A 23,741-nucleotide genomic window follows, 5' to 3' on the forward strand; every position below is an offset into this window, starting at 1 on the left:
GGAGGGCCATGACCAAAATTCTCGTTGTCGACGACGATCCCCATATTCGAAGGCTGATCAAGGCCACCTTGCAGGGCGAAGGCTTCACGCTGCTGGAGGCGGAGAACGGCCGTCAAGCGCTGGACGCCTTGGCGCGCACAACCGTCGATTTGGTCGTGATGGATATTATGATGCCGCACATGGACGGCTGGGAGCTATGCCAGGAAATTCGGGCGTATGATGCCGATTTGCCGCTGCTGATGGTCACGGCAAAGGCCGAGTCCGCCGACAAAGTGAAAGGTTTTCGGCTTGGAACGGACGATTACTTGACCAAGCCTTTCGATCCGATGGAGCTTATGATGCGGGTCAAAGCGCTGCTGAAGCGGTATCGGATCAGCACGTCGCCGGTCATTCGTCTGGGCGGACTGGAGATGAACCGCAACAGCTACGAGGTCCTGTGCCTGGGAGAGCGGATGGAGCTTCCGCCCAAAGAGTTCGAGCTGCTGTTCAAGCTCGTTTCTTACCCGAACCAAATATTTACGCGTAACCAATTGATCGAACAAATATGGGGCATTGATTACGAAGGAGACGACCGGACGGTCGACGTTCATATCAAGCGGCTGCGGGAGCGCCTGCCGGAAGCGGGGACGGGCCTCAGCATCAAGACGATTCGCGGGCTGGGGTACAAGCTGGAGGTGCGGCCGTGATCCGGTCGCTGTACTTGCGCGTGGTGCTGACGTTCTTGCTGGCGGTCACGTTCGGGCTGATCGTGGCCTTTTTTGCGACGACGTATGTGTATCGGGATCGGATCGAACTGGGGATCGAAGAGGAAATGGTCAATACGGCGCAGGATATTGCCGAAACTTATCGGCTTATGGGGACTTCCGCCGCGGATAAGTATATGGGTGAGCGCCATTGGGTGAAGGCGTACTCGATCACGATCGTCGATGACGAAGGCGGGCGAAAAACGTACGGGGCTCGCCGGGACGGGGAGACGATCCCGGACGAAGCCGTCCGGTCGGTGCTGAACGGCGGTATTTATCGCGGCGACGGTCCGCCCTTTCACCGGACGATCGGGTATCCGCTGCAAACCGGCACGTCCAGGCATGCGGTTTTCGTCCAGGCAGCGCGGACCGAGCAATTGAACGATTTGAGGAAAATTGTGCTGACGTCGCTCCTGATCGAGCTCGGGGTCGGCAGCTTGTTTATATTAATTGCCGCGCGCTATTTGGTTCAGCCGCTCAAGCTGATGACGGTGGCGACCCGGCGTATTGCGAAAGGAAACTTTAACATCCGTTTAAACTGGGGCAAAAGAAAGGACGAGCTCGGCGAGCTGGCCCGCAGCTTCAGCGATATGGCCGAGGAGCTGAAGCAGCTTGAGCAGATGCGACGGGACTTTGTCTCCAACGTTTCGCACGAAATCCAGTCCCCGCTGACGTCGATTTCCGGCTTTTCCAAGCTTATCCGCGATCCGGGCATGCCCGCCAACGAACGAAACCAGTATTTGGATATTATCGAGACGGAGTCGTTGCGCCTTTCCCGGCTTAGCGAAAATTTGCTGAAGCTCGCGTCCCTCGAGTCGGAGCAACACCCGTTTCACCCGGTCACGTTCGATTTGGACGAGCAGCTGCGGCGGGTCGTCGTGGCGCTGGAGCCGCAATGGTCGGCGAAGGAGCTGGAGCTCGAGCTGGAACTGCCGCGGGTCAAAATTACCGGGGACCCCGATCAGCTGAACCAGGTGTGGATCAACTTATTCGGCAACGCCGTTAAATTTACGCCCCGGGAAGGGCGGGTTTCCATCAGGCTCGAGGCGTTAACCGATCGCGTGAAGGTCGTGATAGCGGATACGGGCATAGGGATTAAGGAAGAAGATCTGGAGCCTATTTTCACACGGTTCTATAAAGCGGACCGCGCCCGGCAGCGCGAGCTTGGCGGCAGCGGGCTGGGGCTGTCGATCGTGCGTAAAATCGTCGAGCTTCACCAAGGCTCGGTCGAAGTCCAAAGCCAGCCGGGACAGGGCGCCACATTTATCGTCACGTTGCCGAGCGTGCCCGCAGCTTCCAAAAGCATGTAAACTGCCGGTTTGAACCGGACCAAGGACGGTTGTCTGAAGCGAAGCGTTTGGCTCGCCTCGGGCAAACGTCTTTTTTGCGTTTCTGATTGTACCTCCGTTCATACTGCGTTCATATTCGCTTCGTATAGTAGGCAGGACGCCAATTTACAGGAAACGTTCAGGTTAAGGAATGAGGGGAGTGCAGGAATGAATCGAATCACGCAATTTTCTATGAAAAACGTTTCCGCTTTGTTTATCATCATGCTTCTCTTATTCGGCAGCGGGATCTATGCGTCCGGCGAGCTGAAAAAGGAAAACATGCCGGATATCTCGTTCCCCGTCGTTGTGGTGACGACGCAATATGCGGGCGCGCCGAAGGACGTCATGGATGAAATCACGGATCCGATCGAGGAAAAGCTCGCGGGTGTCGAGGACATCGACTCGATGAGCTCGACGTCGAGCGACAACAACTCCATGATTATCATCATGTTTAAGCAGGACGTCGATATCGACAAGAAGAAGCAGGACATCGAAAGCTTACTTACGGAAGTGCGGCTGCCGGCTTCGGCGAGCACGCCCAAGGCTTCCACCTTTGGAGCCTCTTCCATGGCATCCAATTACTTAGTCGTATACGCAGACAACGGAATGAGTCAGACGGAGCTCGACAAGGTGTACCGGGATACGATCGAGCCGGGGCTGGAAAGCATCAAAGGGCTCGACCATATGGACGTCATCGGGGCTCGCGATACGAGCTTGGATATCGAGCTCGATGCCGATGCGCTTGCGGCCTTCGGCCTGTCGCCTTCGCAAGTCAGCAATGCGATCAGCGCCGCCGTAACGAAAAGTCCGATCGGCAGCGTCAAGCTGAACGGCAACGACAAGATGGCGCGCGTGACCGGCGACATCGACACCTTGTATGCGCTGGAGCAGCTCGAAATCGTGACCGGCAAGGGAGATATCGTCAAGCTGTCGCAAGTGGCGAAAGTCAAGGCGATTACCGAGTCCGACTTCAAAGGACGGTTGGACGGCAAGCCGGCGATTGGGCTCATCTTGTACAAGGCAGGCAGCGCCAACGCAGTCGATTTCTCGGACGACATCCACAACCAGCTCGAAAGCTGGCATCAGACGCTGCCGAATGTCGTGTTCAAGAGCACCTACGACAGCGCGGATCAGATCAGGGACTCGATCAACGGCATGCTGAAGGAAGGCATCGTCGGGGCTCTGCTTGCCTCGCTGATGATTCTCGTGTTTTTGCGCAACGTGCGTATGACCTTGATCGTGCTGGTGTCCATTCCTCTATCGATCCTGATCACGCTGCTGCTGATGTGGCAGTTCGATTTGACCTTAAACACGATGACGCTGGGCGGGATGTTTATCGCCGTCGGACGGGTCGTAGACGATGCGATCGTCGTCATCGAGAACATTTACGCCTCGCTGGAGAAGGCGCAGGCCCGGAACGAATCCGTCATTGCGCTTGCCACGAAGCAGGTTTCGATGGCTATTACGTCCTCAACGCTCGCCACCGTCGGCGTATTTGCGCCGATGGGGATGGTAAGCGGAATTGTGGGCGCCGTTTTCCGGCCTTTCGCCATCACGCTGGCCTGCGCGCTCCTGGCCTCGTTAGTAGTCGCCGTAACCGTCATTCCGATGCTGGCGAAAATATTGGTGCTGCGCGGCGCGAAAAACGTGAAGGCGCATGACGAAACGAAGCCAAGCCGTTTCACCTCGTTCTATGAGAACGTGCTGAAGTGGACGCTTATGAACCGGATCAAGACGCTGCTCATCTCCGGTTTGCTGTTTGTCGTTACGCTGGCCGCTACGATTCCGATGCTGAACGTGTCGTTCCTGCCCAGTAGCGAGGCCTCGAGAACGATGTACTTCTCTCTGAAGTTTCCGTATGAGACGTCCTTCGAGGCGACCGACGAGAAAACCAGAGAGCTGGAGAACATGCTGATGGAAACGAAGGACAGCCGCGGAGAACCCGTCTTCAAATTCGTCGAGGGACTTGTCGGATACAGCGGCAACGACGATGAACGGACCCCGTACGCTTCCCAAATTTATTTGGAAGTGAACGAGAATGTTGATCCGGACAAGGTGAAGGAGCAGGTGAAAGCCTTCATTGTCTCCGAGCTGCCGCAAGGCTCCGAGGTTGAGCCGCGTTCACTCGGCAACGACTTCGGCGGAACGACCACGGACTTCTCGTATTCGCTCAAGGGCGAAGATCAGGACCAACTGGTGAAAGCGGCCGCGCTGGTCAAGGAAAAGCTCCATACGTTCCCTGAATTGAGCGAAATCGAAGACAACCTGAGCGATGCGAAAACCGAGGTCGAAATCGCAGTCGATCAGAAAAAGGCGAGAGCTTACGGTCTGACGGCCGCAAGTGTGCGCGATACCGCCCGCGCTTGGATTCAGAAGCAAAGCATTGGCGACCTCAAGCTGGATAACGAGACGTACACGACGACCGTATCGCTCGATAAATCCGACAAAGATACGCTTGAGAAGCTCGGCAACCTCCCGCTGACCGGGGTTAACGGAACCACCGTCTATTTGAAGGAAATCGCCAAAGTCAGCGAGATTCAATCGGCGGCGGCGCTCACACGCGAAGATCAGCAGCAGCTCGTGAAGGTGACGGCCAAAATTAATGCCGACAACAAAAACGGCGTCAGCCAACAAGTGACCACGGCGCTGAACGCGCTTGAGCTGCCTGACGGGGTATCCCGCGAAGTAAAAGGGGTTTCGGCCGACATTAACGAAAGCTTCTCGCAGCTGTTTATGGCCATGGGTGTAGCCGTTTGCGTCGTGTACCTGATCATGGTGCTCGCCTTCGGGAACGCAGGTGCGCCGTTCGCGATCCTGTTCTCGCTGCCGCTTGCGGCGATCGGCGGCCTGCTCGGACTTGTGCTGACGGGCGAAGCGCTGAACGTTACGTCGATGATCGGCTTTATGATGCTGATCGGAATTGTGGTCACGAACGCGATCGTGCTGATCGACCGGGCGCAGCAATTGCGCGAGGAAGGGTATACGGTGCGGCAGGCGCTGCTTGAAGCGGGGAAAGTTCGCTTGCGTCCGATCATCATGACGGCGGGTGCGACGATTATGGCCTTGATCCCGCTGGCGCTCGGCTTGTCCGGCGAAGGGGCTTTGATCGGCAAGGGGCTTGGCGTCGTCGTGATTGGGGGCTTAACGACTTCGACGATTTTGACGCTGGTCGTCGTGCCGGTTGTGTATGAAATGATCGAAGGGCTCAAGAACCGGGTATCGCGCAGGTTCAACCGTACGAAGAAGGTCCAGGAGCCTCCGGCGAAAGCGCTCGAGATGTAGAGTCAGGCATCGATCGAACAGACATAGAGATAGAGAAGGTTGAGGAGGCCAAGAGATGAGAAAGGTTAGTGCGGACAACAATAGAGCGTTGAAAAGTCGCTCCGTCGGCGTGCTGGTCGTTGCAGCGGCGATTGCCGTTACGGCGGTCGGCTGCTCCGTTCCGGGGCAAGGAGCGGGTGCGGCGGAAGCGCAGCTCCAGGTACGGGCGGTCCGAACGGAGGCGGTCGTGAAACACGACATCGGACAACCTGTCGAGCAAGTCGCAGACGTTGTGGCGCTGAACGTGTTGGATATCCTGCCGAAGGCAAGCGGCGAGGTGCTGGAAGTGCTGCGCAAGCGCGGCGAGTTCGTGGAGAAGGGCGATGTGCTGTTTCGGATCGACAGCCGCGATGCGGAGTCGGCGAAGCGGAAGAGCGAGCTGGCGCTCAGCAGCGCGCTGGAATCGCTGCAGAAGGCGAAGGACGACCGGGTCAACAACCGCAAGGATTTGGCCGATGCGGTGACGCGGGCGGAAGTGGCGCTGAACAATGCGGAGCAGGATTACAATAAAATGCGCAACGATTTCGACGCCGGGAAAGTGACGCAGCACCAGGTTGATCAGTCCAAGCAGCAGGTGGATAACGCGCGGATGAGCTTGGAGTCGGCACGGAGCAAGCTGGCGGCGAACGACAATTCCAATACGATCGCTTCGATCGAGACGCAGGCGGAATCGGCGCGTATTTCCCTGGAAGACGCGACGCGGAATTTGGACAATTACAGCGTGAAGGCGCCGGCGAGCGGGCTCCTGACCGATTTTAACGTCGTGGCGGGACAGACGGTTTCGATGAATGGGGGCAAGGTCGGCCAAGTGCAGCAGATCGATCCGGTCAAAATCAAAACCGAGCTGTCGGAAACGAATTACCAGCTGGTGAAAAACAAGCAGCAGCTTACGTATTACAGCCCGGACGCTCCGGACAAAAAAGGGACCGCCGCCATCAGCTACCTGGCGCCGGTCATGAGCGCCCAGAACAAGACGTTCACGCTGGAACTCGAGGTGCCGAACGCAGACGGCGCGCTCCAGCCAGGCGCCCGCGTCATGGTTCAGCTGACATCGGATGCCGAGCAGCAAGTCGTTGCCGTTCCGACCTTAAGCATCGTGCGCGAAGAGTCCGCGACGTACGTATTTGTACAGCAAGGCGATCAATACCAGAAGCGCCAGGTCAAGCTCGGCCGCATTAACGGCTCCTATCAAGAGGTGCTGGAAGGCGTGAAAGAAGGCGATCAGCTGGTCGTCACAGGACAACACACGTTGAAGGACGGACAACAGGCAGACACTTCCAAATCATAAAGCGAGGAGAGAAATCTAGCATGAGAAAAAGAACCCCTTGGAAAACCGGCATAACCGCCGCGGCGCTTGCCGCGATCCTGGTGCAAGCCAGCGTTCCCGCGCTGGCCGCAGACGCGCAGACTTCCGTCGTATCCGCTCCTTCCGTTAATTACGGCTTGACGAGCGACATCCGCGCCGCATTGAAAGGCGTCTCCGTCGAATCGACGGCGCAAGGCTTGCAGCTGGCGGCCGTCGTCCGGCTATATAATGGCGGAACCGTCCAAAACCGTGTGCCCGAGCATGAGCTTCGCATACGTCAAGCGGACGGCTTGACGTATACGCTAAAGCCCAGCGCCACGAACAAAACGGCGCTGCAGCCGAAGGAGATCGGCGAGCTCGTCTATATGGCTACCGTCGACAGCAAGGCCGAGTTCAAGCCTGCCGAGCTGTCTTTGGTGAATGTGAACGAATACACGTATCCGAAGCAGGAAACGACGCTGCTGACGCTGCCGGCCGCAGACCAGGTATGGTACGGGGCGGGCTCGGAGAACGGGCGGCAGCGCGAATCGCTCGCCTGGGGGACAACCTTCCGCATCCCCGGTTTAAACTCGGAGCTGGTGTATACGCCGGTCGGCTTGTCCAAGCAAAGCACGGCCCAGGGGACCGCAGATGTCGTCACTTTGCTGGTTGAGAACCCGGGCGTCGGCAAAGAGACGGTGCCGAGCTTCCGTATCGACGGCCGCGCGGCCGCAAAGACGTATACGGGCGCTTTCACGGACAAGCAGCCCGTCGTTGTGGAAGCCGGCGCGAAGGCGTACGTACATATCGCGATTCCGTACGAGAACGGCTCCGCACTGACGGAATTGTTCGTCATGACGACGGATACGTTTACGCAAGCGGGTAACCCGGCGACGCAGGTTGCCATCGATACAGGGCGGCTGAAGCTGGCATTGCCGGACGGCGGGCAGGCTGACCGTCTTCCTGACGCTTATACGCTCGGAACCCCGATTGCCTTCGATCCGCTGACGAAGGTCGTCGATGCGCAAACGGAAGTATCGCTGATGGAGCTGCATTTGCACGAAAATCCCGACGAAGGCTACCAGACGGTTGTCGGCAAGTTCAAGATTACGAACAAGGGCAGTATACCGGCGGCGCTGCCGGCGTTCCAGACGCAGCTCGTGAGCGGCACGGGCGCAACTTATGCCGGATCGAGGCAAGCCAATGTTGCGGAGACGCTTAATCCGGGTCTGAGCTACGTGATCAGCTACTCGTTTAACGTGCCGCAGTCGGAGAAAGGTGACGCACTGACGCTGAAGCTGCTCGATGCGCAAACCGCTTCGCCGTACGTAAGCACAGCGGCTTCGTTAGCGACGTCGGTACAGCAGGAGACGACCGAAGAGCGTCTCGACCTGTATCCGTTCGACGTTAAGCTGAACTACTACACGATCTCCGCTGCGACGACAGGCGCGCAGACGATTGCGTACACGTATAAAGTGCTGCTTGATCTCGATATCGCGCAAGCGGAGGACGTGGTCGCCGACGCCAATTCTTCGAAGCTGCGGTTTGAGGTCGTCGATACGCTGGGTCGCATTCTGGGCTCTACGGACGGCGTGTTCACAGGCACGAACAAGCTGGTAAGCGGCAGACAAACCTTGACGTTCGCCAACATCAAGAGCGAGCAGCTTGAGTTCCCGGTAACCGTGAACGTGTACGAAGTCATCCAAACGCCGGGCGGCGAAGCGAAACGTCTGCTCAAGACGCTGCGTTAAGCTGCGCATAGGATGAAACGGACGGACAAAAGCCACGGCCGTTGGCATACCGCCTGAGGCAGTGGCCGGAAGAGCGTGCGTTTGGCAATTCTCGACATGAAATGCTATACTCTAGACAAATTTATGTCACCCGAGTTGAAGGGAAGGAGTTGACCATTGTCATGAGGGGAAAGGCCAAATATACCGCAGGGGTCTCATTGATTGTTATGTTCATCGGCTTTGTAGCCACGATTCCGTGGGATTCGATTGCCTGGGTGCGGTTCATACAGAGCGGATTCGAAGCGGGCCTGGTTGGAGGACTGGCTGATTGGTTCGCCGTCACGGCATTGTTCCGGCATCCGCTCGGTATCCCGATTCCGCATACGGCGCTGCTTCCGAAAAATCGCGAGCGTGTGACGCAGGCGCTGATTTCCATCGTAGAGAACGAGCTGCTCAGCAAGGAGAGCTTGACCCGGAAGCTGGAATCGCTGCAGATCGGCCGTCGGCTGCTCGAGCTGATCGAGCGGAAGCTCGGCACGACGGAAGCGAAAGCGGCGCTGATCCGCTTGATCGAGACGGTGCTGGAGCAAATTCCGTGGGACGAAGCGGCTCGTTTGGCGGATCGGGAAATCAGGCGGCAGGCCGGCTCGTTGAACGTGCCGGAGCTGCTGCAAACCGGCGTAAGCTATGCCATCGAGCGGCAATACGACGAGAAAGCGGTGAATGGGCTGCTTGATGTCGTATACGATCTGGTCAGCCGGACGGACACGCGAGACCGGCTGGGCGCGCTTGCCGTGAACGCCGTTTCGCAGATGAACACGGGAGGCTTTATGTCGTTCGCGATGAACGCATTCGCGGGGTTTGTCAGCGAGGAGAAGCTGGGAGGGATCATTCAGGAACAGCTGCTGCGGGAAATCGTCCGGTTGAAGAACGGGCAGGATTCGAACCGCCGGTGGATCGTGGGCGAGCTGCGCGCCTATGCCCAGTCGTTCGGTAAGAGCGAGGAGCAGCGCGAAGCGCTTGAGGCGTGGAAGACCGAGCTGCTCGGCAGCCTGGATTTAACCGATAAGGCGGCGCAGGCGCTCGGCGATATCCGCGGACGTCTCGCAGTTTTTATCCGCGAAGAACGGTTTGCGGACAAATACTTGATTCCGTATTTAATCCGTGCGATCCACAACCTTAAAGCGGATTCGGACAGCATGCAGACCATGGAGCAATTCATCCGCTCGGGACTGACTCAGTGGATCGGCGAAAATCACCACCAAATCGGGAAGCTGATCAAGGAGAACGTCGACCGCTTCGATAACGCGTCCCTGATCGAAATGATGGAAGACAAGATCGGACAAGATTTGCAGTGGATTCGCGTGAACGGGGCGATTTGCGGGTTCTTCATCGGGCTTATTTTGGCGGCCATTCAAGAGTTCGTCTAAAGCTGCGGCGAGCCTGGGGCTGTTAATGCCGGTGCCGCTTGCATGTCCGCTCCGTGCGTCCGACCGCCCGGCAATAATGTCAACCTCGCTGATAAAGACCATGTATTCCAACAAACACCGCCGCCGCGATCGCCTCGCTTGCCGTACCGGTATTCGTTTACCGCCGTCATACCCGAGGCCGCGGCGGCTTTTCCGTTTCCGCTTCATCGGAGGAGGGCTGGCGGATAGTTTGAATACCATATGGGGGTATGGTATTATTGGCTTGAGGTGAACGATGATGAAAACCAAACCACGTACGATTTTTATCGCGGCGGCTCTCGTGACCGTTTTGCTTCTTGCGGGCTGCGGGACTGGAGGCAAGCAGACGGCGGCTGATCACGGCGGACAAGCGGAGCCGACAACCGGCGGCGGGCACGCAGGGCACGATAGCCATGCGAGCGGCGGCAGCTCAGAGAGCTCCGCTGCGTTGCAGGCGGAATGGAAGCTGTCGAAGGAAAAGCCCGCGGCAGGCGAGACGGCGCAGGTTACGGTACAAATTCGTGATGCGGACGGCAAGCCCGTCGAGAAGTTCGATGTCAACCATGAGAAGCTCATGCATCTGATCGTCGTCAGCAAGGACTTGTCTCACTTTGCACATCTGCATCCGGATTACAGGCAGAACGGTTTGTTCCAAGCGGACGTCCCATTTCCTACGGACGGCGAATACAAGCTGATCGCGGACTTTATTCCGGCGGGAGGGACTGCACGGACCGAGACCCATTGGGTTGCCGCAGGCAGCGGAGCGGGATCGCCGTCGGCGCTGCAGCCTGATGCGAGCCTGGTCAAGACCGTGGACGGCAAGGAAGTGGCGCTGACCTTCGACAAGCTGAAGGCCGGGCAAGAGACGACGATGACGTTTACGATCAAGGACGCCCAGTCCAAGGCTCCGATTACGAACTTGCAGCCGTACCTTGGCGCTGTCGGTCACGTTGTCGTCATTAGCGGCGACGCTGAGCAGTACCTTCACAATCATCCGCTGGATGAAAGTGCGAAGGGGCCGAATGCGGCTTTCGCTACGACGTTCCCGAAGGCGGGTTTGTATAAAATTTGGGGCCAGTTCCAGCACGAAGGGCGCGTATTCACGGTGCCGTTCACGATAAACGTACCGTAAGCAGAGCGAGCTTGATCGGTTTGCGCCGTTTTCTGCTATAATGGAAATCAAGCGGAAGCTTGTACTGTGCGGAAAAGGGCGGTGATACCCGTGATAAACAAGCTGCAGGACCAGTGCGATGAGACATGCGAGGGAACATTGCATATCGCCGAGCTGAAGCAGCAGCTCATCTCCGAATCGACGGCGGCGGGGCTGGCGGATATTTTCAAGGCGCTGGGGGACCCGACCCGGGTCAAAATCATTCATACGCTGCTGCAGCAGGAACTCTGCGTCCATGATTTGACGCTTGTGCTGGAGATGGGGCAATCGGCTGTCTCCCATCAGCTCAGGTATTTGCGCAATTTGCGAATCGTCAAGCGCCGCAAGGTCGGCAAGACGGTGTTTTATTCGCTCGACGACGAGCATATCGAACAAATTTTTGTCCAGATGCTGCAGCACATGAAGCACGAGTAAGCCCGCCGAAGGCGGGCTCTTCTTTTTTACGGCCTGGCCGCATATGCTGGTAGAAGCATAGGCCGTCCGCGGCCGGGAAAGGGGGAACCCCGGTGCTGTTGAGGCGCAGATGGAGAAGCGGTCCCTCGGGCAAGAACAAGCTGCGGCGTCATATCGCAATCGTTAGTGTCGTGCTGCTCCTGCTCATGATTCAATTTTATATGTACATCGATCGAAGCCTGGTGCCTCCGCTCGTGCATTTGGCTACGGTGCGCATGAAGCAGGTGGCTACCGAATCGATTAATGCAGCCATATCGGACCGCATCGCGCAAAATACGAACTTCGAGAAACTAATCGATTGGAAGACGGACCGGAACGGTAAAATTACAGGTTTTATGCTGAACTACGCCGAGCATATGAGAATATCAGCGGACACGATTCAAATCGTACAGAAGCGGTTGGACGAAATCGGGGAGCTGCCGGATCACATTCCGCTCGGGCAGGCGATGAAAAGCCCGATTCTCGCTTCCTTCGGGCCGGAAATTCCGATTAGACTCGTACCGGCGGCTGCGGCGAAGGTAGACTTGAACACCCGCTACCAGAACGCCGGGATCAACATGATCTTAGTGGAAGTGTACATTAAAGTCCGCGTGGAGGTAACCGTCATCATCCCGTTCGATTCGCAAACGGAGGTGGTGGAGACGGAGCTGCCGGTCTCGTATTCGCTTGTCGTCGGCGATGTGCCGACGTATTATTTCGACGGCAAAGGCAACCCGCTCGGACAGACCAACCCGATGCCGCCCGGCGTCGCGTTGCCGGAGTTGAACATGCAGCCGGGCAAGGGGATGCCATCGAAGGAAGAGGCCGCGGCGGAGGGATAACCGTCCGGAGAAGAGCGAGTGAAGGGGCTGTGCGCAAAACCGGTTTTGGAATTTCGAAGTCCCATGCCAAAGAACCTTCATCTCCACGTTGACCGTGGTTATGAAGGTTCTTTGCTTTGTCTTGTCCGGCCCGGGTTCGGTTGCAGTCTTTCGATTCTTTACGCGGACGGAACGGCTTACTTCTTGCGGCGCAGACGCTCTTCGCGTTCCCACTTCCGCAAATAGGGATACGGGTCGAACGACCAGTCCGTCAGTCCGTTATCCCGATACAACCCGTAGTGCAGATGGGGAGGGAATTTTCCGGAGGTGCCGGGCTTGCCGTAGCCGGAGCTGCCGACCCAGCCAATGACTTGTCCGGGTTTCACGACTTCCCCTTCCTTCACTTCTTTTTTGTTAAACCCGGACAAATGGGCGAAGTAATGATATACATTATTTAAATCACGAATACCGATCCGCCAGCCGCCGTACGGATTCCAGCCCATCACTTCGACGATGCCGTAGGTGGCGCTTCGCACAGGTACGCCGTAACCCGCGAACAAATCGGTCCCTTCGTGGATCCTGTACCCGCCCCAGCCGCGGCTCGCTCCCCAGGTGCTGCGGTACGCATAATCGCTGCTGAGCGGCATGACGAAGCAATGTTCGTGCAGGTCCAACGTATCGAATTTGGCGTAAATTCGGGCAAATTGCTGGATCCGCTGTACACTGCGCGAGTTCTGATAATAATCCCACAAGCCGATGCGCAGGTCTTCATCCGAGCTGCCGCGCTTTAATAAGAAGGTTGCCATGGCATGCAGCCGGTCCAGATCGTTCGAACGGTCGGCGAGGTTATCCCCGGAACCGTCTCTGCCCATGCCTCCGAACAAGATAATGCTCTGCGGGTTCCGGTCTTCGTGATCGGGATTCAGCATGCCGCCCCACTGCAAATCCGTAAAATAAATCGCGACCGTTCCGTCCGGGGCCGGCCTTTTTTTGGCAAGATTGATCGTTCGTTCGTATTGATCCACAGCAGCCAGGTAATACCAGGGGATTCCAGTCAACGCGCTTGTTTTGTCAAAAAGGTCTTTTCGCTCTGCAAATACGGCCTTCATATTCGCCCCAGCTTTGTTTTTGGCTGTATTGGTAGCCGGAGGAGCCGCTGCATGCGCAGATGAGCCCGGATCGAAATTCCATACCGCAGTTGCGAGTAAGGTGCTGCACATCCACATTGAGAAGTTCCGCGTTAAAGATGCTGCCATTAAAATAGCTACCTCCTAATCACGTACGGTGAAGCTCTACGCTCGCTTCAATAACGTTAGCTTGTGCCGCGGATTGTCTTTTTATCCCGCAATAAGTTTGATATGATGCTATGGGAGGGATGCGCATATGTCTTTTAATCACCGGGACGAGCATGTGGACGACGGGATGCTGCTGCTGCAGGCGAATTTGGACGATATGAACCCGGAGTGGTGCTCCTACATTACCGACTTGCTGCTGGAAGCGGGAGCTAACGACGTTTACTGGATTCCGATTATTATGAAAAAGGGACGTCCCGGCGTGATGCTGAACGTTTTCGTGGATGAATGCAAAACTGGAGACATGGAAGCCATTATTTTCGCCGAGACGACGACGCTCGGGCTTCGATATATGCGGGCCAGCTGTCATAGGCTCGGCCGCGAGTTTATCGCCGTGGATACGCGGTGGGGGACGGTGCAGGTGAAGGCCGGCTTTCATCAGGGTAAGATGGTGCAGTTCGCCCCAGAATTCAAGGAGTGCGAGCAGGCGGCGAGGAAGCATCAGGTGCCGCTAAAGCAGGTGTATGACGAGGTGCGCCGTTTGTTTCTGGAAACGTACGGAGAATAAGCTTGAAGCTTTTCCCATAAGTTAGGGGATAGCGAATCCGCTCTCGGTTCCCTGACGGGAACGAAGGAGGAAGTGGAACAAAAACGAACAGGCTGAGGCAGCCTGTTCGTTTTTGTTTTAGGCGCGGACGCCTTGCCCCTTATCTTTCCCGCAATCGGCCGGATCAGACTTCAGAGCCTTGGCCCACTAATGCTGGTGAGCATTCAGGCGCTGCGTGGAATCTCCGTTCACCCCATTGCCCGCCCGGGCTGCGCCAAGAACAGGGCCGCTCTCGTGCAATTTTTGAGGGGGGTCTTGGGGATGGTCCCGGTGCAGGTGCATGCGCACCTGTTCTTGATGATGCTCGTGATGGTGATGATGATCATGCTCGTGCTCGTGTTTGGCGTTGTGCCCGTCATGATCATGCTGATGATGCTCATGATGATGGTGATGATCGTCATGACTATGGCGGTGATGCCCGTGGTCATGATCATGATGATGGTGGTGCTCGTGATGATGGTGGTTATGCCCGTGCTCGTGATGGATCTCATCGTGGTGCACGCGCCACTTGTTCAGGTAAGGGTCCGCTTGTCCGACGACCGCACGCAGTACGTTCGGCTGATTCGGCAAGTCGCGGGTGCCCGCGCCGTAACCGATCGATTCCACGATCATCGGCGGAAGTCCTTTGGCGAATTCGTCCACCACTCCGGCGATAATACCGGCGCCGGTCGGCGTCGTCATTTCGAGCGAATAGGCGGTCGGCGCGATCGGCAGCCCGCGCATCATTTCGAGAGTGGCGGGAGCGGGCACGGGATAAATGCCGTGATCGCAATGGACCGTGCCAGAGCCAAGCGGAACGGCGGAAGACAATATTTTCTCGATGCCGAGCGAGTCGACAGCCAGCGCTACGCCAACAACATCGGCGATGGAATCGATGGCGCCCACTTCGTGAAAATGCACGCGATCGATCGGAATATCGTGAATTTTGGCCTCGGCGATGGCGATTTTCTCGAAGATGGCAAGGCTCAGCTTGACCGTTCGCTCCGAAAACCCGGCTTGTTCGATGATGCTGACGATTTCAGAATAATGGCGATGATGCTTGGGAGGCGTATGCGGATCGAGCAGCACGTCCAGCTTTAGTGCGGAGATGCCGCGTTTGTTCACCCGCTTCCATTCAAGCGTAAATGGCTCCACTTGAATTTTGCGCAATTCTTCTTCAATATAATGGCGATCCGCCCCGGCGTCGACCAAGGCTCCTAACGTCATATCGCCGCTGATGCCGGAGAAGCAGTCCAAGTATAAAATTTTCATCGGTCATCCCTCTTTGTCTGGTTCTTTATGATCAAGGCTGCGTTGTAACCGGCGCCAAATCCGTTGTCGATATTCACGACCGAGATGCCGGGCGCGCAGGCGTTCAGCATGGAAAGCAGAGCGGCCACGCCTTGGAAGCTGGCGCCGTAGCCGATGCTTGTCGGCACGGCGATGACCGGCACGGCGACAAGACCGCCGAGCACGCTGGCCAGCGCGCCTTCCATCCCGGCGACGACGACGACAGCGTCGGCCCCTCGAATAAGCGGGAGCCGGCGGAATAGCCGGTGAATGCCGGCAACCCCGACATCGTAGACGCGCTCCACGCGGGTGCCGAAGCATTCGGCGGTCACGGCAGCTTCTTCGGCGACAGGCACGTCGCTCGTTCCTGCGCAGACAACCGCGATGTAAGGCGCCGCGCCGGAAGCGTCCGGCGTTTGTCCGCCGCGCAGCCACGTTAAGGCGCGCGCTTCGGCGCGGTAGACCGCGCCCGGGAACCGCTCCAGCACGGCGGCTGCTTTGTCTGCGCTAACGCGGGTGGCGAGCACCCGATCGCTATGCGCGGACAGCCGCTCCATAATGGCTGCAATCTGCTCCGCGGACTTGCCTTCACCGTAAATGACCTCGGGAAACCCCGTCCGTTCAGCCCGGTGCAAATCAAGCTGCGCGTAGCCTAGCGTATCGTCGATACCGGGAACTCCCGGCGCTTGCCCCAAGACCGCTTCGCGCGCGTCCGTCTGTCGGCCGGCATGCGCTGCTGCGCCCGCCGGCCGCTCCGCCGAAGGCTGCTCGCGTTCTTCCTCTAGCAGCCGTTTCGCTTCCGCGACGTCCAGATCGCCGGATTGAACCAGCTTCAATATATGATCCATGTTCATCATACGAACAAATCCTCCCCGGGAAACACTCATCTTAGTGTAGCATATTTCGAAATCGAACGAAATTCGCGGGATGGATTGTTGCGCCATTCATGATATAATAACTTCAATAAACATTATTAGCAATGTTCGGATTCCAGCAGAGGAAAGTAGGGATAACGATGGCGACACCGTCGATTGAGCGAAAACCGGAATGGTTAAAAATTAAATTAGCCAACGGCGATTCTTATAAAGAACTGAAAAATATGATGCGCACCAAAACGCTCCACACCGTATGCGAAGAAGCCAAATGTCCAAATATTCACGAATGCTGGGCGAACCGGACGGCGACGTTTATGATCCTGGGGGACATTTGTACGCGGGCTTGCCGATTTTGCGCCGTCAAAACAGGCTTGCCGACCGAGCTGGACTTGCAGGAGCCGGAACGGGTAGCCGAGGCTGCCGAGCAAATGGGCCTTCGCCACGTCGTAGTGACATCCGTTGCAAGAGACGACTTGAAGGACGGCGGAGCCTCCATCTTCGCCGCAACGATTCGAGCGCTGCGCGCGCGTCTGCCGTTATCCGGCGTCGAAGTGCTGATCCCGGATTTTCAGGGGGATGAGGAAGCGCTGCGGACGGTACTTGAAGCGAAACCGAACATTTTGAATCATAACGTGGAGACGGTGGAGCGGTTGTCCGATAAAGTAAGGGCGAAGGCAAAATACGGCCGCTCGCTCGAGCTGCTGGAACGGTCGAAGCGAATCGCGCCGGACATCCCGACCAAGTCGAGCATTATGCTGGGCGTCGGTGAAACGTGGGACGAGATCCTGCGGACGATGGACGATTTGCGCGCCATCAACTGCGACATCATGACCATCGGCCAATATTTGCAGCCGAGCCCGCAGCATTTGCCCGTGACGACCTATTACACGCCCGAGCAATTCGCCGAGTTGAAGGCGGAAGGCATGAAGCGCGGATTCAGCCATGTGGAGTCCGGCCCGCTTGTACGCAGTTCATATCACGCCCATGATCAGGTCAAATCAGCCCAGCAGTCGTAACCTTAAGGAGGCACGCTCCGTGATCCAAATTTCCAACAAAACCTATGAAGTGTTCGTCGATCATAAGAACGGCTGGCGTCCCGAGGCGTTCCGCGAGCGGTATAGCGAAGTGCTGGACCGGTACGATTACATTGTCGGGGACTGGGGATACAGCCAGCTTCGGCTGCGTGGTTTTTTCAAAGACAACCATCCGAAAGCGACGAAGGACACGGTCATCTCCACGATTGAAGATTACTTAAACGAATATTGCAACTTTGGCTGCGCTTATTTCATCCTTGAGAAAACCGGAACCAGGGAAATCCCTCCGTCGGAGCAAGGCGGCGATGAAGAAGGGGCGGCGCAAGAGGAAGGGGAACCGGCACAGGACGCCGGCGAGCAGCAGTCTGTTCCGGCCGGGCAGGAGCGCAGGGAGCAAGCGCCGACGCGGCATAACACGCACGCTGCCCGCGCCGAGACGAAGCAGGAGCATGCGCGTTCGTCCTCTCCAGGCGGCGGCCGCAATCACGGCCGAGGACAGCAGCAGGAATCGTCCGGCAAGCAAGGCGGTTCGCATCAAGGAACTTCTAAGCCGCAAAGCGGTTCTCATTTCCGCGGGAAAGACGGCAAGCCGGGGGCGTCGAAAGGCCCGAACGCGCAAGGCTCGCCGCGCAATGACCGTAACGATCGACCTGATCGCAGCGACCGTCAGGACCGCAACGAGCAAGGGGGACGTGCGCAAGGCGGCAACAACCAGGGCCAGGGTCAAGGTAACAAGTCGAACCGCAATCACGGCCATCACAGCCAGAAGCCGAAGCCGGAATCGTCCCGCGTGTAGGCTGAAAATCATGCAAGAAGCCCCGCCAATCGGCGGGGCTTCTTGCATGATTTAGATCATGTCGTATCCGATAAACGCCTCACGAACGCGGCTCCAGAACGGGAACGGGCGGAAGCGGGCGAACTTTACTTTTTTTCCGGCGGCTACCATGCTTCGGATCGACACAATATCATTGCGCTGCATGTATACATGATCGAGCGAGAGCACAATATTTTGCCGGGGGCGGGGATAAATGTCGCAATGGTGATGCTTCGGCAGCAGGATCGGCGAGCCGAGCGTCCGGAAGACACGGTTGTTGATGGAGGCGATTTCCGCGATCTGAATCGTGTCGAGCGACGGATGGATGATGGCGCCCCCGAGACTTTTATTGTAAGCGGTGCTGCCCGACGGAGTCGAGATGCAGATGCCGTCGCCGCGGAACGTTTCGAGCAGCTCGTCGTTGATGTGCAGCTCGGCCACCAAGGTGGCATCGACGCCCTTCAACGTAAATTCGTTCAGCGCCAGCTCGGTCTCAATGCCCTGCTGTGTCGTGATTTGAATTTCCACCAGCGGGTATTTGACCACCCTCAAATCGTTCTGCCGGGCGCTTTCTCCCATCAACTGCGCAAGCAGTTCGACCTCGTCCGGCTTCCAATCGGCGAAAAATCCGAGACGCCCCGTATGTATACCGACAAACGCGATATGATCGAGCTGTTCTTTGTACCGATGGAAGGCGTGAAGCAGCGTGCCGTCTCCGCCGATCGAGAGGACGATATCCGGATTCGTTTCCTCGTGAACCAATCCGTTCCGCTGTATGAGATCGTGGAACGTATTCATCAATTGGATCGAGACTTCGTCGCCGCGGTGAACCACATTGTATTTCAACTGGTTGTCCTCCTCAAGGCTTTCGTTAGAAAGCCACTTCGTAAGCATAAGCAAGGCTTTCGTTAGAAAGCCACTTCGTAAGCATAAGCAAGGCTTTCGTTAGAAAGCCACTTCGTAAGCATAAGCAAGGCTTTCGTCATAAAGCCGCATCGTAAGCATAGCTCCATCCATCATAATCAATCTTGTCAAATAATACAATGCCGCCCCCGTCAAAAGGGGCGGCATGCCGGGAACGGCCCGGCGCTGCAGCCACTCCTTTTAAACCGATTCGCCGCACTTCGGGCAATAACGATAGCTGGCTTCGATTTTATCGCCGCAATACGGGCAGAAGCTTTTGCCTCCGCTGTCTGCGCTTCGATCCGCTGATTCATTTCCCCTTGACGCCCGTGGGGGGCGTCCCGCGAACCGATCCAGCGGATCGGGCTCGCGGTCGGCATCGACGATGTCAAAAGTCGACATGCGATTGCGGCCGGTCGCGTTCTTGAAGTGGTAGACGGCTTGCACGATGCCGAATCCGATAAAGACGAACCCGAACAGCGGAAAGACGATACCGACAAGCGGAAACGGCGCATCGCGAGTGATCGAGAACGCCATAATCGTCCAGAATATACCGAAGATAACGGCAAACAAGCTGCCGGCTGCTCCCATCGCGGAAGGGCCGCGTCCCGGTTTTATGCTTTTCATCGTATCGCCCCAATCGCTGGAAATCGTATCCTTCGGTTTTACATACGGATGTTGCCGCCGCAAAGTTGCAATCCTGACAGAAACGCGCAGCAAGAAGAAGCCGCCCCGGGATAACAGGACGGCTTCCTATCGGCTAATACGCTTTGACCAAGGGCAGCTCGAAGCGGTGGGTGAAATTGGCGCTTACCGGATGAACGCGTACGGAAAAATGCGAGCCGTGGCGGAGATGCGACGGAATGACCGCACGGTAAACGATCGTGTTCTCGTTAAGATGACGGGTCGGCTCCATGACGACGACGACCTGCCGCCAGCCATCGGGCTGTTCTTCGTAATAGACGAGCTCTACGGCCGTGTCGCGGTACCACATCGGCCCGAAGTGCACCGTGGCGGTGGCTTCCTTTGTCGGCGCCATGCCCGGGACGGGCTGCCTGCCGGTCGTAAGGCCGTCGTTAACCTCGAGCACGCGGACGTGCTGCCAATTGCTCCGCACAAACTTCTTATAGTCGGCGACCTTTGTCGCCTCCTCGTAATGGTTGCTTACGAAACGCTGCGTCCGCACAAGCGAGGGAACATAGGTGCCGTTCGTATAATCCATCACCATCCGGTCCGTATTGTAGACCGGCGACAAGGTGCGGATCGAATGCTTCATCCGATCGACCCACGGGGACGGGAACTCGCCCTGACTGTAATAAAGCGGCACGATTTCATGCTCCAGGACGTGGTACAACGACTGTGTATTTTCCCGATCTTGCGTCTCCGGGTCCGACTTGTCATTGGAATGGATGCTCCAGCCGTTGGTGCCGTCGTAACCTTCCTCCCACCAGCCGTCCAGCACGCTGAAATTGAGAACGCCGTTCATCGCTGCCTTCTGGCCGCTGGTACCGCTGGCTTCGTACGGGCGGCGCGGGTTGTTCAACCAGACGTCGACGCCCTGGACAAGGACGCGGGCGAGGTTGATATCGTAATTTTCCAGGATGACGATTTTGCCGCGGAATCGATCCATCTGCGACACTTGATAAATGTCCCGGATCATGTCCTGTCCGGGCTGATCGGCCGGATGCGCCTTCCCGGCGAATATGAACTGCAAGGGGCGCTCGGGATTGTTGACGAGCCGGTCCAACCGGTTCAAATCGTTAAACAGGAGACGGGCCCGTTTATAGGTCGCAAACCGGCGCGCGAACCCGACGGTCAGCGCTTGCTCGGACAAATAGCCGTCCACTTCCGCAAGCTTATCGGCGGGTAGGCTGCTGCGTCTGCGCTGTTCGCGAAGGTTGTCGCGCGCCAGCCCGATCAGCCTCTTCTTCAACCCGCTGTGAATGTTCCAGAGCGACTCGTTGGGCACGATCTGCAGCGAGCTCCACATGTCCGGGTCGGTCTGATGCTGCTGCCAGCCGCCGGGAAAAAAGCGGTTAAATAGCGCCTTCAGCTCCGGAGCCAGCCACGTGTTCAGATGCACGCCATTCGTAATGTGCCCGATCGGCACTTCATTCACATCAATGTCCCCGTGGAACTCCCGGAACATCTCGCGGGACACATGCCCGTGCAGCTTGCTGACGCCATTGCGCAGCGCAGCGGTGTTCATCGCAAGATGCGTCATATTGAAAGCCTGCTTGCGCTCGTCGAATCCGAGACGGGTGAAATCGTGCCGGAAGCCCGGATAGTCCGCAAACAGCTTGCTGAAATAGTAGTCGAACATCGGAAGCGGGAACGCGTCGTGTCCGGCCGGCACCGGCGTATGCGTAGTGAAGACGGTGCCGGCGCGAACGACCTCGAGCGCCACGTGGAAGGGCAGCCCCTGATCCAACTGTTCCCGCAGCCGTTCGAAAGAGAGGAACGCCGCATGGCCTTCATTGATATGATACGCCCCGGTCGGGATTCCAAGCGCCCGCAGCGCCCGGATGCCGCCTACGCCAAGGAGCACCTCCTGCGCGATCCGGATATCCTGGTTACCGCCGTACAGCTGTCCGGTCAGCTCGCGGTCCCAGGGACTGTTATCTGGCAGATCGGCGTCGAGCAAATAGACAGGTATGCGGCCCACCTGGACTTGCCAAACCTTTAGACGCACCGTACGGTCCGCCACCGGTACCGTGATGTACAGCTCCTCGGGAGCCGTTTCAGTCGCAGCGTCCGGGGATGACGACGGCTCCTCGCATTCCTGCGGGGACTCGGAATCGAGCGCATACGCCGGGCCGATCGGCAGCTTCATGAAGTCGTAGACGACGTTCTCGGCTTGTTGTCCGCCCCGGTTATCGATTTTTTGATTGAAATAACCTTTCTTATACAACAGGCCGATGCCGACGAGCGGCACACCCAAATCGCTTGCCGATTTGCAATGATCCCCGGCAAGCACGCCGAGCCCCCCGGAGTAGATCGGCAGCAATTCGTGAAAGCCGAATTCCGCCGAGAAGTAAGCGACCGCTTGATGAACGTGCTGCGGGTATTGCCGCTCGAACCAGGTCTGCCTCTCCATATAGTCGTCGTACTGCTGGATAACCGCCTGGTAGCGCCTTAGGAAATCGCCATTCCCGGCGAGCCGTTCCAGCTTTTCTTTCGGAGCCTCGATGAGCAGACGCACAGGGTTGTGCTGACACTGGTCCCACAAGGTCGCATCGATCTCGGCAAACAGCGACTTGGCGCTGTCGTTCCAGCTGTACCACAGGTTGTGAGCAAGCTCGGATAATCGGACAAGGGCCGCAGGCAGCGGGATTTGACGTGCACGGAACAACGTATGCATCAGGTCACCTCAATCTAAATTTTGGATATACCGTATGAACTTAAGTTCGGATCCGCTTCATACATCTTCGGGCGAAGAGGAAGCAGGCGGACAGCAGCAGCATGATGACAAGGGAAACCGTAAAAGCCGTCAGCGCCGCCGGCAGCGTATGCCGGAACCAGGTCGCGAGCGGCTGCGTCACGTCTACGGTGGAGTAAGCGGACGGCTCGAACGTCGCGGGAACGGCGGCCAGCGGCTCCCAGAGGAGCAGGACCAGGGCGGCCGCCAGCAAGCCGTGCACGAACCGCGCGAATAAGAACGGCGTGTAGCGAAACGGCGTGCGGTGAAGCACGCTGACGATTTGCGCATGAACGGACAGCCCTGCCCACGAGAGCACCCAGGCCGCAATCGCCGCTTTGTACATGGGCGGAATGCCGATTGCGCTGCCGGCCTCTTTGGCTCCTAGCGTCACCTCGAAAAATCCGTTCACGACGGCTTCTGCCAAGACGGAGGGAATGCCTGCGCCCTGCAGCACGGTTTGCACCCCCGTATAAATGAACGACATCACGCCTGCGGACGCCAGTACTTCCATGACGACGGAGAAAAACACGACCAAGCCTCCGATGACGAACGATAATTGGAGACCCGAGGATAAAGCTTGCGTCAGCATGACGCCAAGCGTTCGTCCGTCCTGCAATCTAGCCGTGTGCATCGCCCGAAACGATTGCTTCCATATACCTATCCGACTGACCTTGTGGGCTTTTGCCTCCCGGATCTGAACGCCATGACCCGCCCTCGGCTTGCCATGAAACCGCATCATCAAACCGACGAGAACGGCTGAGCCGTAATGGGCGGCGGCGAGCAGCCCGGCAAGCGACGGGCTGTGAAAGAAGCCGACCGATACGGCGCCGATCAGAAAGATCGGATCCGACGACGTCGTAAACGCGACAAGCCGTTCGCCTTCCTCGCGGGTAACGATACGCTGATCCCACAGCTGGCTCGTCAGCCGGGCGCCGATCGGATACCCGGAGGCAAAACCCATCGCCATCACGAAGCCCCCGATCCCGGGCACGCGAAATAGCGGCCGCATCATCGGATCGAGCAGCGTCCCGAAGAAATGCACAATGCCGATGCCGAGCATCATCTCGGAGATGACGAAGAACGGAAACAGTGCGGGAAAGAGCACATCCCACCAGATGGCAATGCCCTTGATGGACGCCCGAAAAGACGGTTCCGGAAAGATCAGCATCATACAGGCTAACAGGACGGCGGCGAGTGCGGCGAGCTGCAGGCCGGGATTTGTTTTGCGCAAAAAAGTCACTTCCTCT

The 23,741-nt window shown here is 57.5% G+C and carries 19 protein-coding genes; 12 read left to right on the forward strand and 7 right to left on the reverse strand.

Going from position 1 to position 23,741, the window contains the following annotated elements:
- Positions 1-8: 8 nt before the first annotated feature.
- From FKP33_RS12880 to yunB, 9 genes are all read left to right on the forward strand, one after another.
- Entirely contained in the window at positions 9-686 is a 678-nt protein-coding gene (locus tag FKP33_RS12880; RefSeq protein WP_127605005.1) for a response regulator transcription factor, read from the forward strand.
- Entirely contained in the window at positions 683-2,053 is a 1,371-nt protein-coding gene (locus FKP33_RS12885; RefSeq protein WP_141335366.1) for a sensor histidine kinase, read from the forward strand. Before FKP33_RS12880 ends, FKP33_RS12885 begins: the two co-directional genes overlap by 4 nt.
- A gap of 186 nt (positions 2,054-2,239) precedes the next feature.
- Entirely contained in the window at positions 2,240-5,353 is a 3,114-nt protein-coding gene (locus tag FKP33_RS12890) for an efflux RND transporter permease subunit (RefSeq protein ID WP_141335368.1), read from the forward strand.
- A gap of 55 nt (positions 5,354-5,408) precedes the next feature.
- Positions 5,409-6,680, forward strand: a complete 1,272-nt coding sequence (locus FKP33_RS12895) for an efflux RND transporter periplasmic adaptor subunit (RefSeq protein WP_141335370.1) — start codon at positions 5,409-5,411, stop codon at positions 6,678-6,680.
- Between the two features lie 20 nt (positions 6,681-6,700).
- Entirely contained in the window at positions 6,701-8,428 is a 1,728-nt protein-coding gene (locus FKP33_RS12900; RefSeq protein WP_141335372.1) for a DUF4352 domain-containing protein, read from the forward strand.
- Between the two features lie 161 nt (positions 8,429-8,589).
- A complete protein-coding gene (locus FKP33_RS12905) occupies positions 8,590-9,837 on the forward strand; it encodes a DUF445 domain-containing protein (RefSeq protein ID WP_181410139.1) in 1,248 nt (415 codons plus the stop codon).
- 277 nt (positions 9,838-10,114) lie between these two features.
- Complete coding sequence (locus FKP33_RS12910) at positions 10,115-10,987, forward strand: hypothetical protein (protein WP_054800176.1); 873 nt, start codon at positions 10,115-10,117, stop codon at positions 10,985-10,987.
- A 93-nt stretch (positions 10,988-11,080) separates the two neighbouring features.
- Positions 11,081-11,440 carry an ArsR/SmtB family transcription factor gene (locus tag FKP33_RS12915; protein WP_054796364.1) on the forward strand — a complete coding sequence of 120 codons (360 nt, stop codon included), beginning with the start codon at positions 11,081-11,083 and terminating at the stop codon, positions 11,438-11,440.
- Positions 11,441-11,532: 92 nt separating this feature from the next.
- Positions 11,533-12,300 carry a sporulation protein YunB gene (gene yunB, locus FKP33_RS12920; RefSeq protein WP_258313444.1) on the forward strand — a complete coding sequence of 256 codons (768 nt, stop codon included), beginning with the start codon at positions 11,533-11,535 and terminating at the stop codon, positions 12,298-12,300.
- Positions 12,301-12,476: 176 nt separating this feature from the next.
- Here yunB and FKP33_RS12925 read toward each other — a convergent pair whose 3' ends face one another.
- Positions 12,477-13,535 (reverse strand): M23 family metallopeptidase, encoded by a 1,059-nt coding sequence (locus FKP33_RS12925; protein WP_373423879.1) that lies wholly within the window; start codon positions 13,533-13,535, stop codon positions 12,477-12,479.
- Positions 13,536-13,662: 127 nt separating this feature from the next.
- On the opposite strand from FKP33_RS12925, the gene larC2 reads away from it, so the two are divergent.
- Positions 13,663-14,139: a nickel pincer cofactor biosynthesis protein LarC2 gene (gene larC2, locus FKP33_RS12930; protein ID WP_054796339.1), complete on the forward strand. Its 477-nt coding sequence runs from the start codon at positions 13,663-13,665 to the stop codon at positions 14,137-14,139.
- A gap of 186 nt (positions 14,140-14,325) precedes the next feature.
- Here the strand turns inward: larC2 and larC are convergent, their stop codons facing one another.
- Together larC and larB are read right to left on the reverse strand one after the other, a co-directional pair.
- Positions 14,326-15,429, reverse strand: coding sequence for a nickel pincer cofactor biosynthesis protein LarC (gene larC / locus FKP33_RS12935; RefSeq protein WP_141335376.1), 1,104 nt, complete (start codon positions 15,427-15,429; stop codon positions 14,326-14,328).
- Positions 15,426-16,304, reverse strand: coding sequence for a nickel pincer cofactor biosynthesis protein LarB (gene larB, locus FKP33_RS12940; RefSeq protein WP_141335378.1), 879 nt, complete (start codon positions 16,302-16,304; stop codon positions 15,426-15,428). The genes larC and larB overlap by 4 nt, the downstream gene beginning before the upstream one ends.
- Before the next feature lie 158 nt (positions 16,305-16,462).
- Between larB and lipA the strand changes: the two genes are divergently transcribed.
- Together lipA and FKP33_RS12950 are read left to right on the forward strand one after the other, a co-directional pair.
- Positions 16,463-17,338, forward strand: coding sequence for a lipoyl synthase (lipA, locus tag FKP33_RS12945; protein WP_127604989.1), 876 nt, complete (start codon positions 16,463-16,465; stop codon positions 17,336-17,338).
- A gap of 19 nt (positions 17,339-17,357) precedes the next feature.
- Positions 17,358-18,152 carry a YutD family protein gene (locus tag FKP33_RS12950; protein ID WP_141335380.1) on the forward strand — a complete coding sequence of 265 codons (795 nt, stop codon included), beginning with the start codon at positions 17,358-17,360 and terminating at the stop codon, positions 18,150-18,152.
- A gap of 51 nt (positions 18,153-18,203) precedes the next feature.
- Here the strand turns inward: FKP33_RS12950 and FKP33_RS12955 are convergent, their stop codons facing one another.
- The 4 genes from FKP33_RS12955 to ylbJ form a co-directional block, all read right to left on the reverse strand.
- Positions 18,204-19,016 carry an NAD kinase gene (locus tag FKP33_RS12955; protein WP_127604985.1) on the reverse strand — a complete coding sequence of 271 codons (813 nt, stop codon included), beginning with the start codon at positions 19,014-19,016 and terminating at the stop codon, positions 18,204-18,206.
- 258 nt (positions 19,017-19,274) lie between these two features.
- Positions 19,275-19,793 (reverse strand): zinc ribbon domain-containing protein, encoded by a 519-nt coding sequence (locus FKP33_RS12960; RefSeq protein ID WP_306439353.1) that lies wholly within the window; start codon positions 19,791-19,793, stop codon positions 19,275-19,277.
- Between the two features lie 40 nt (positions 19,794-19,833).
- Positions 19,834-22,434: an alpha-glucan family phosphorylase gene (gene glgP, locus FKP33_RS12965; RefSeq protein WP_141335382.1), complete on the reverse strand. Its 2,601-nt coding sequence runs from the start codon at positions 22,432-22,434 to the stop codon at positions 19,834-19,836.
- 40 nt (positions 22,435-22,474) lie between these two features.
- Positions 22,475-23,725, reverse strand: a complete 1,251-nt coding sequence (gene ylbJ / locus FKP33_RS12970; protein WP_258313445.1) for a sporulation integral membrane protein YlbJ — start codon at positions 23,723-23,725, stop codon at positions 22,475-22,477.
- Between the last annotated feature and the right edge of the window lie 16 nt (positions 23,726-23,741).

The sequence above is a fragment of the Paenibacillus sp. tmac-D7 genome, assembly GCF_006519665.1.
In the GTDB taxonomy this organism is placed as follows: Bacteria; Bacillota; Bacilli; order Paenibacillales; family NBRC-103111; genus Paenibacillus_G; species Paenibacillus_G validus.

Bases quoted from the DNA above. Each gene is read 5' to 3' on its own strand.
- FKP33_RS12890 (WP_141335368.1), top strand. From the start codon at position 2,240: ATGAATCGAATCACGCAATTTTCTATGAAAAACGTTTCCGCTTTGTTT.
- lipA (WP_127604989.1), top strand. From the start codon at position 16,463: ATGGCGACACCGTCGATTGAGCGAAAACCGGAATGGTTAAAAATTAAA.
- glgP (WP_141335382.1), bottom strand. From the start codon at position 22,434: ATGCATACGTTGTTCCGTGCACGTCAAATCCCGCTGCCTGCGGCCCTT.
- FKP33_RS12905 (WP_181410139.1), top strand. From the start codon at position 8,590: ATGAGGGGAAAGGCCAAATATACCGCAGGGGTCTCATTGATTGTTATG.
- larB (WP_141335378.1), bottom strand. From the start codon at position 16,304: ATGATGAACATGGATCATATATTGAAGCTGGTTCAATCCGGCGATCTG.
- larC (WP_141335376.1), bottom strand. From the start codon at position 15,429: ATGAAAATTTTATACTTGGACTGCTTCTCCGGCATCAGCGGCGATATG.
- FKP33_RS12910 (WP_054800176.1), top strand. From the start codon at position 10,115: ATGAAAACCAAACCACGTACGATTTTTATCGCGGCGGCTCTCGTGACC.
- FKP33_RS12925 (WP_373423879.1), bottom strand. From the start codon at position 13,535: ATGGCAGCATCTTTAACGCGGAACTTCTCAATGTGGATGTGCAGCACC.
- FKP33_RS12895 (WP_141335370.1), top strand. From the start codon at position 5,409: ATGAGAAAGGTTAGTGCGGACAACAATAGAGCGTTGAAAAGTCGCTCC.
- FKP33_RS12880 (WP_127605005.1), top strand. From the start codon at position 9: ATGACCAAAATTCTCGTTGTCGACGACGATCCCCATATTCGAAGGCTG.
- FKP33_RS12900 (WP_141335372.1), top strand. From the start codon at position 6,701: ATGAGAAAAAGAACCCCTTGGAAAACCGGCATAACCGCCGCGGCGCTT.
- larC2 (WP_054796339.1), top strand. From the start codon at position 13,663: ATGTCTTTTAATCACCGGGACGAGCATGTGGACGACGGGATGCTGCTG.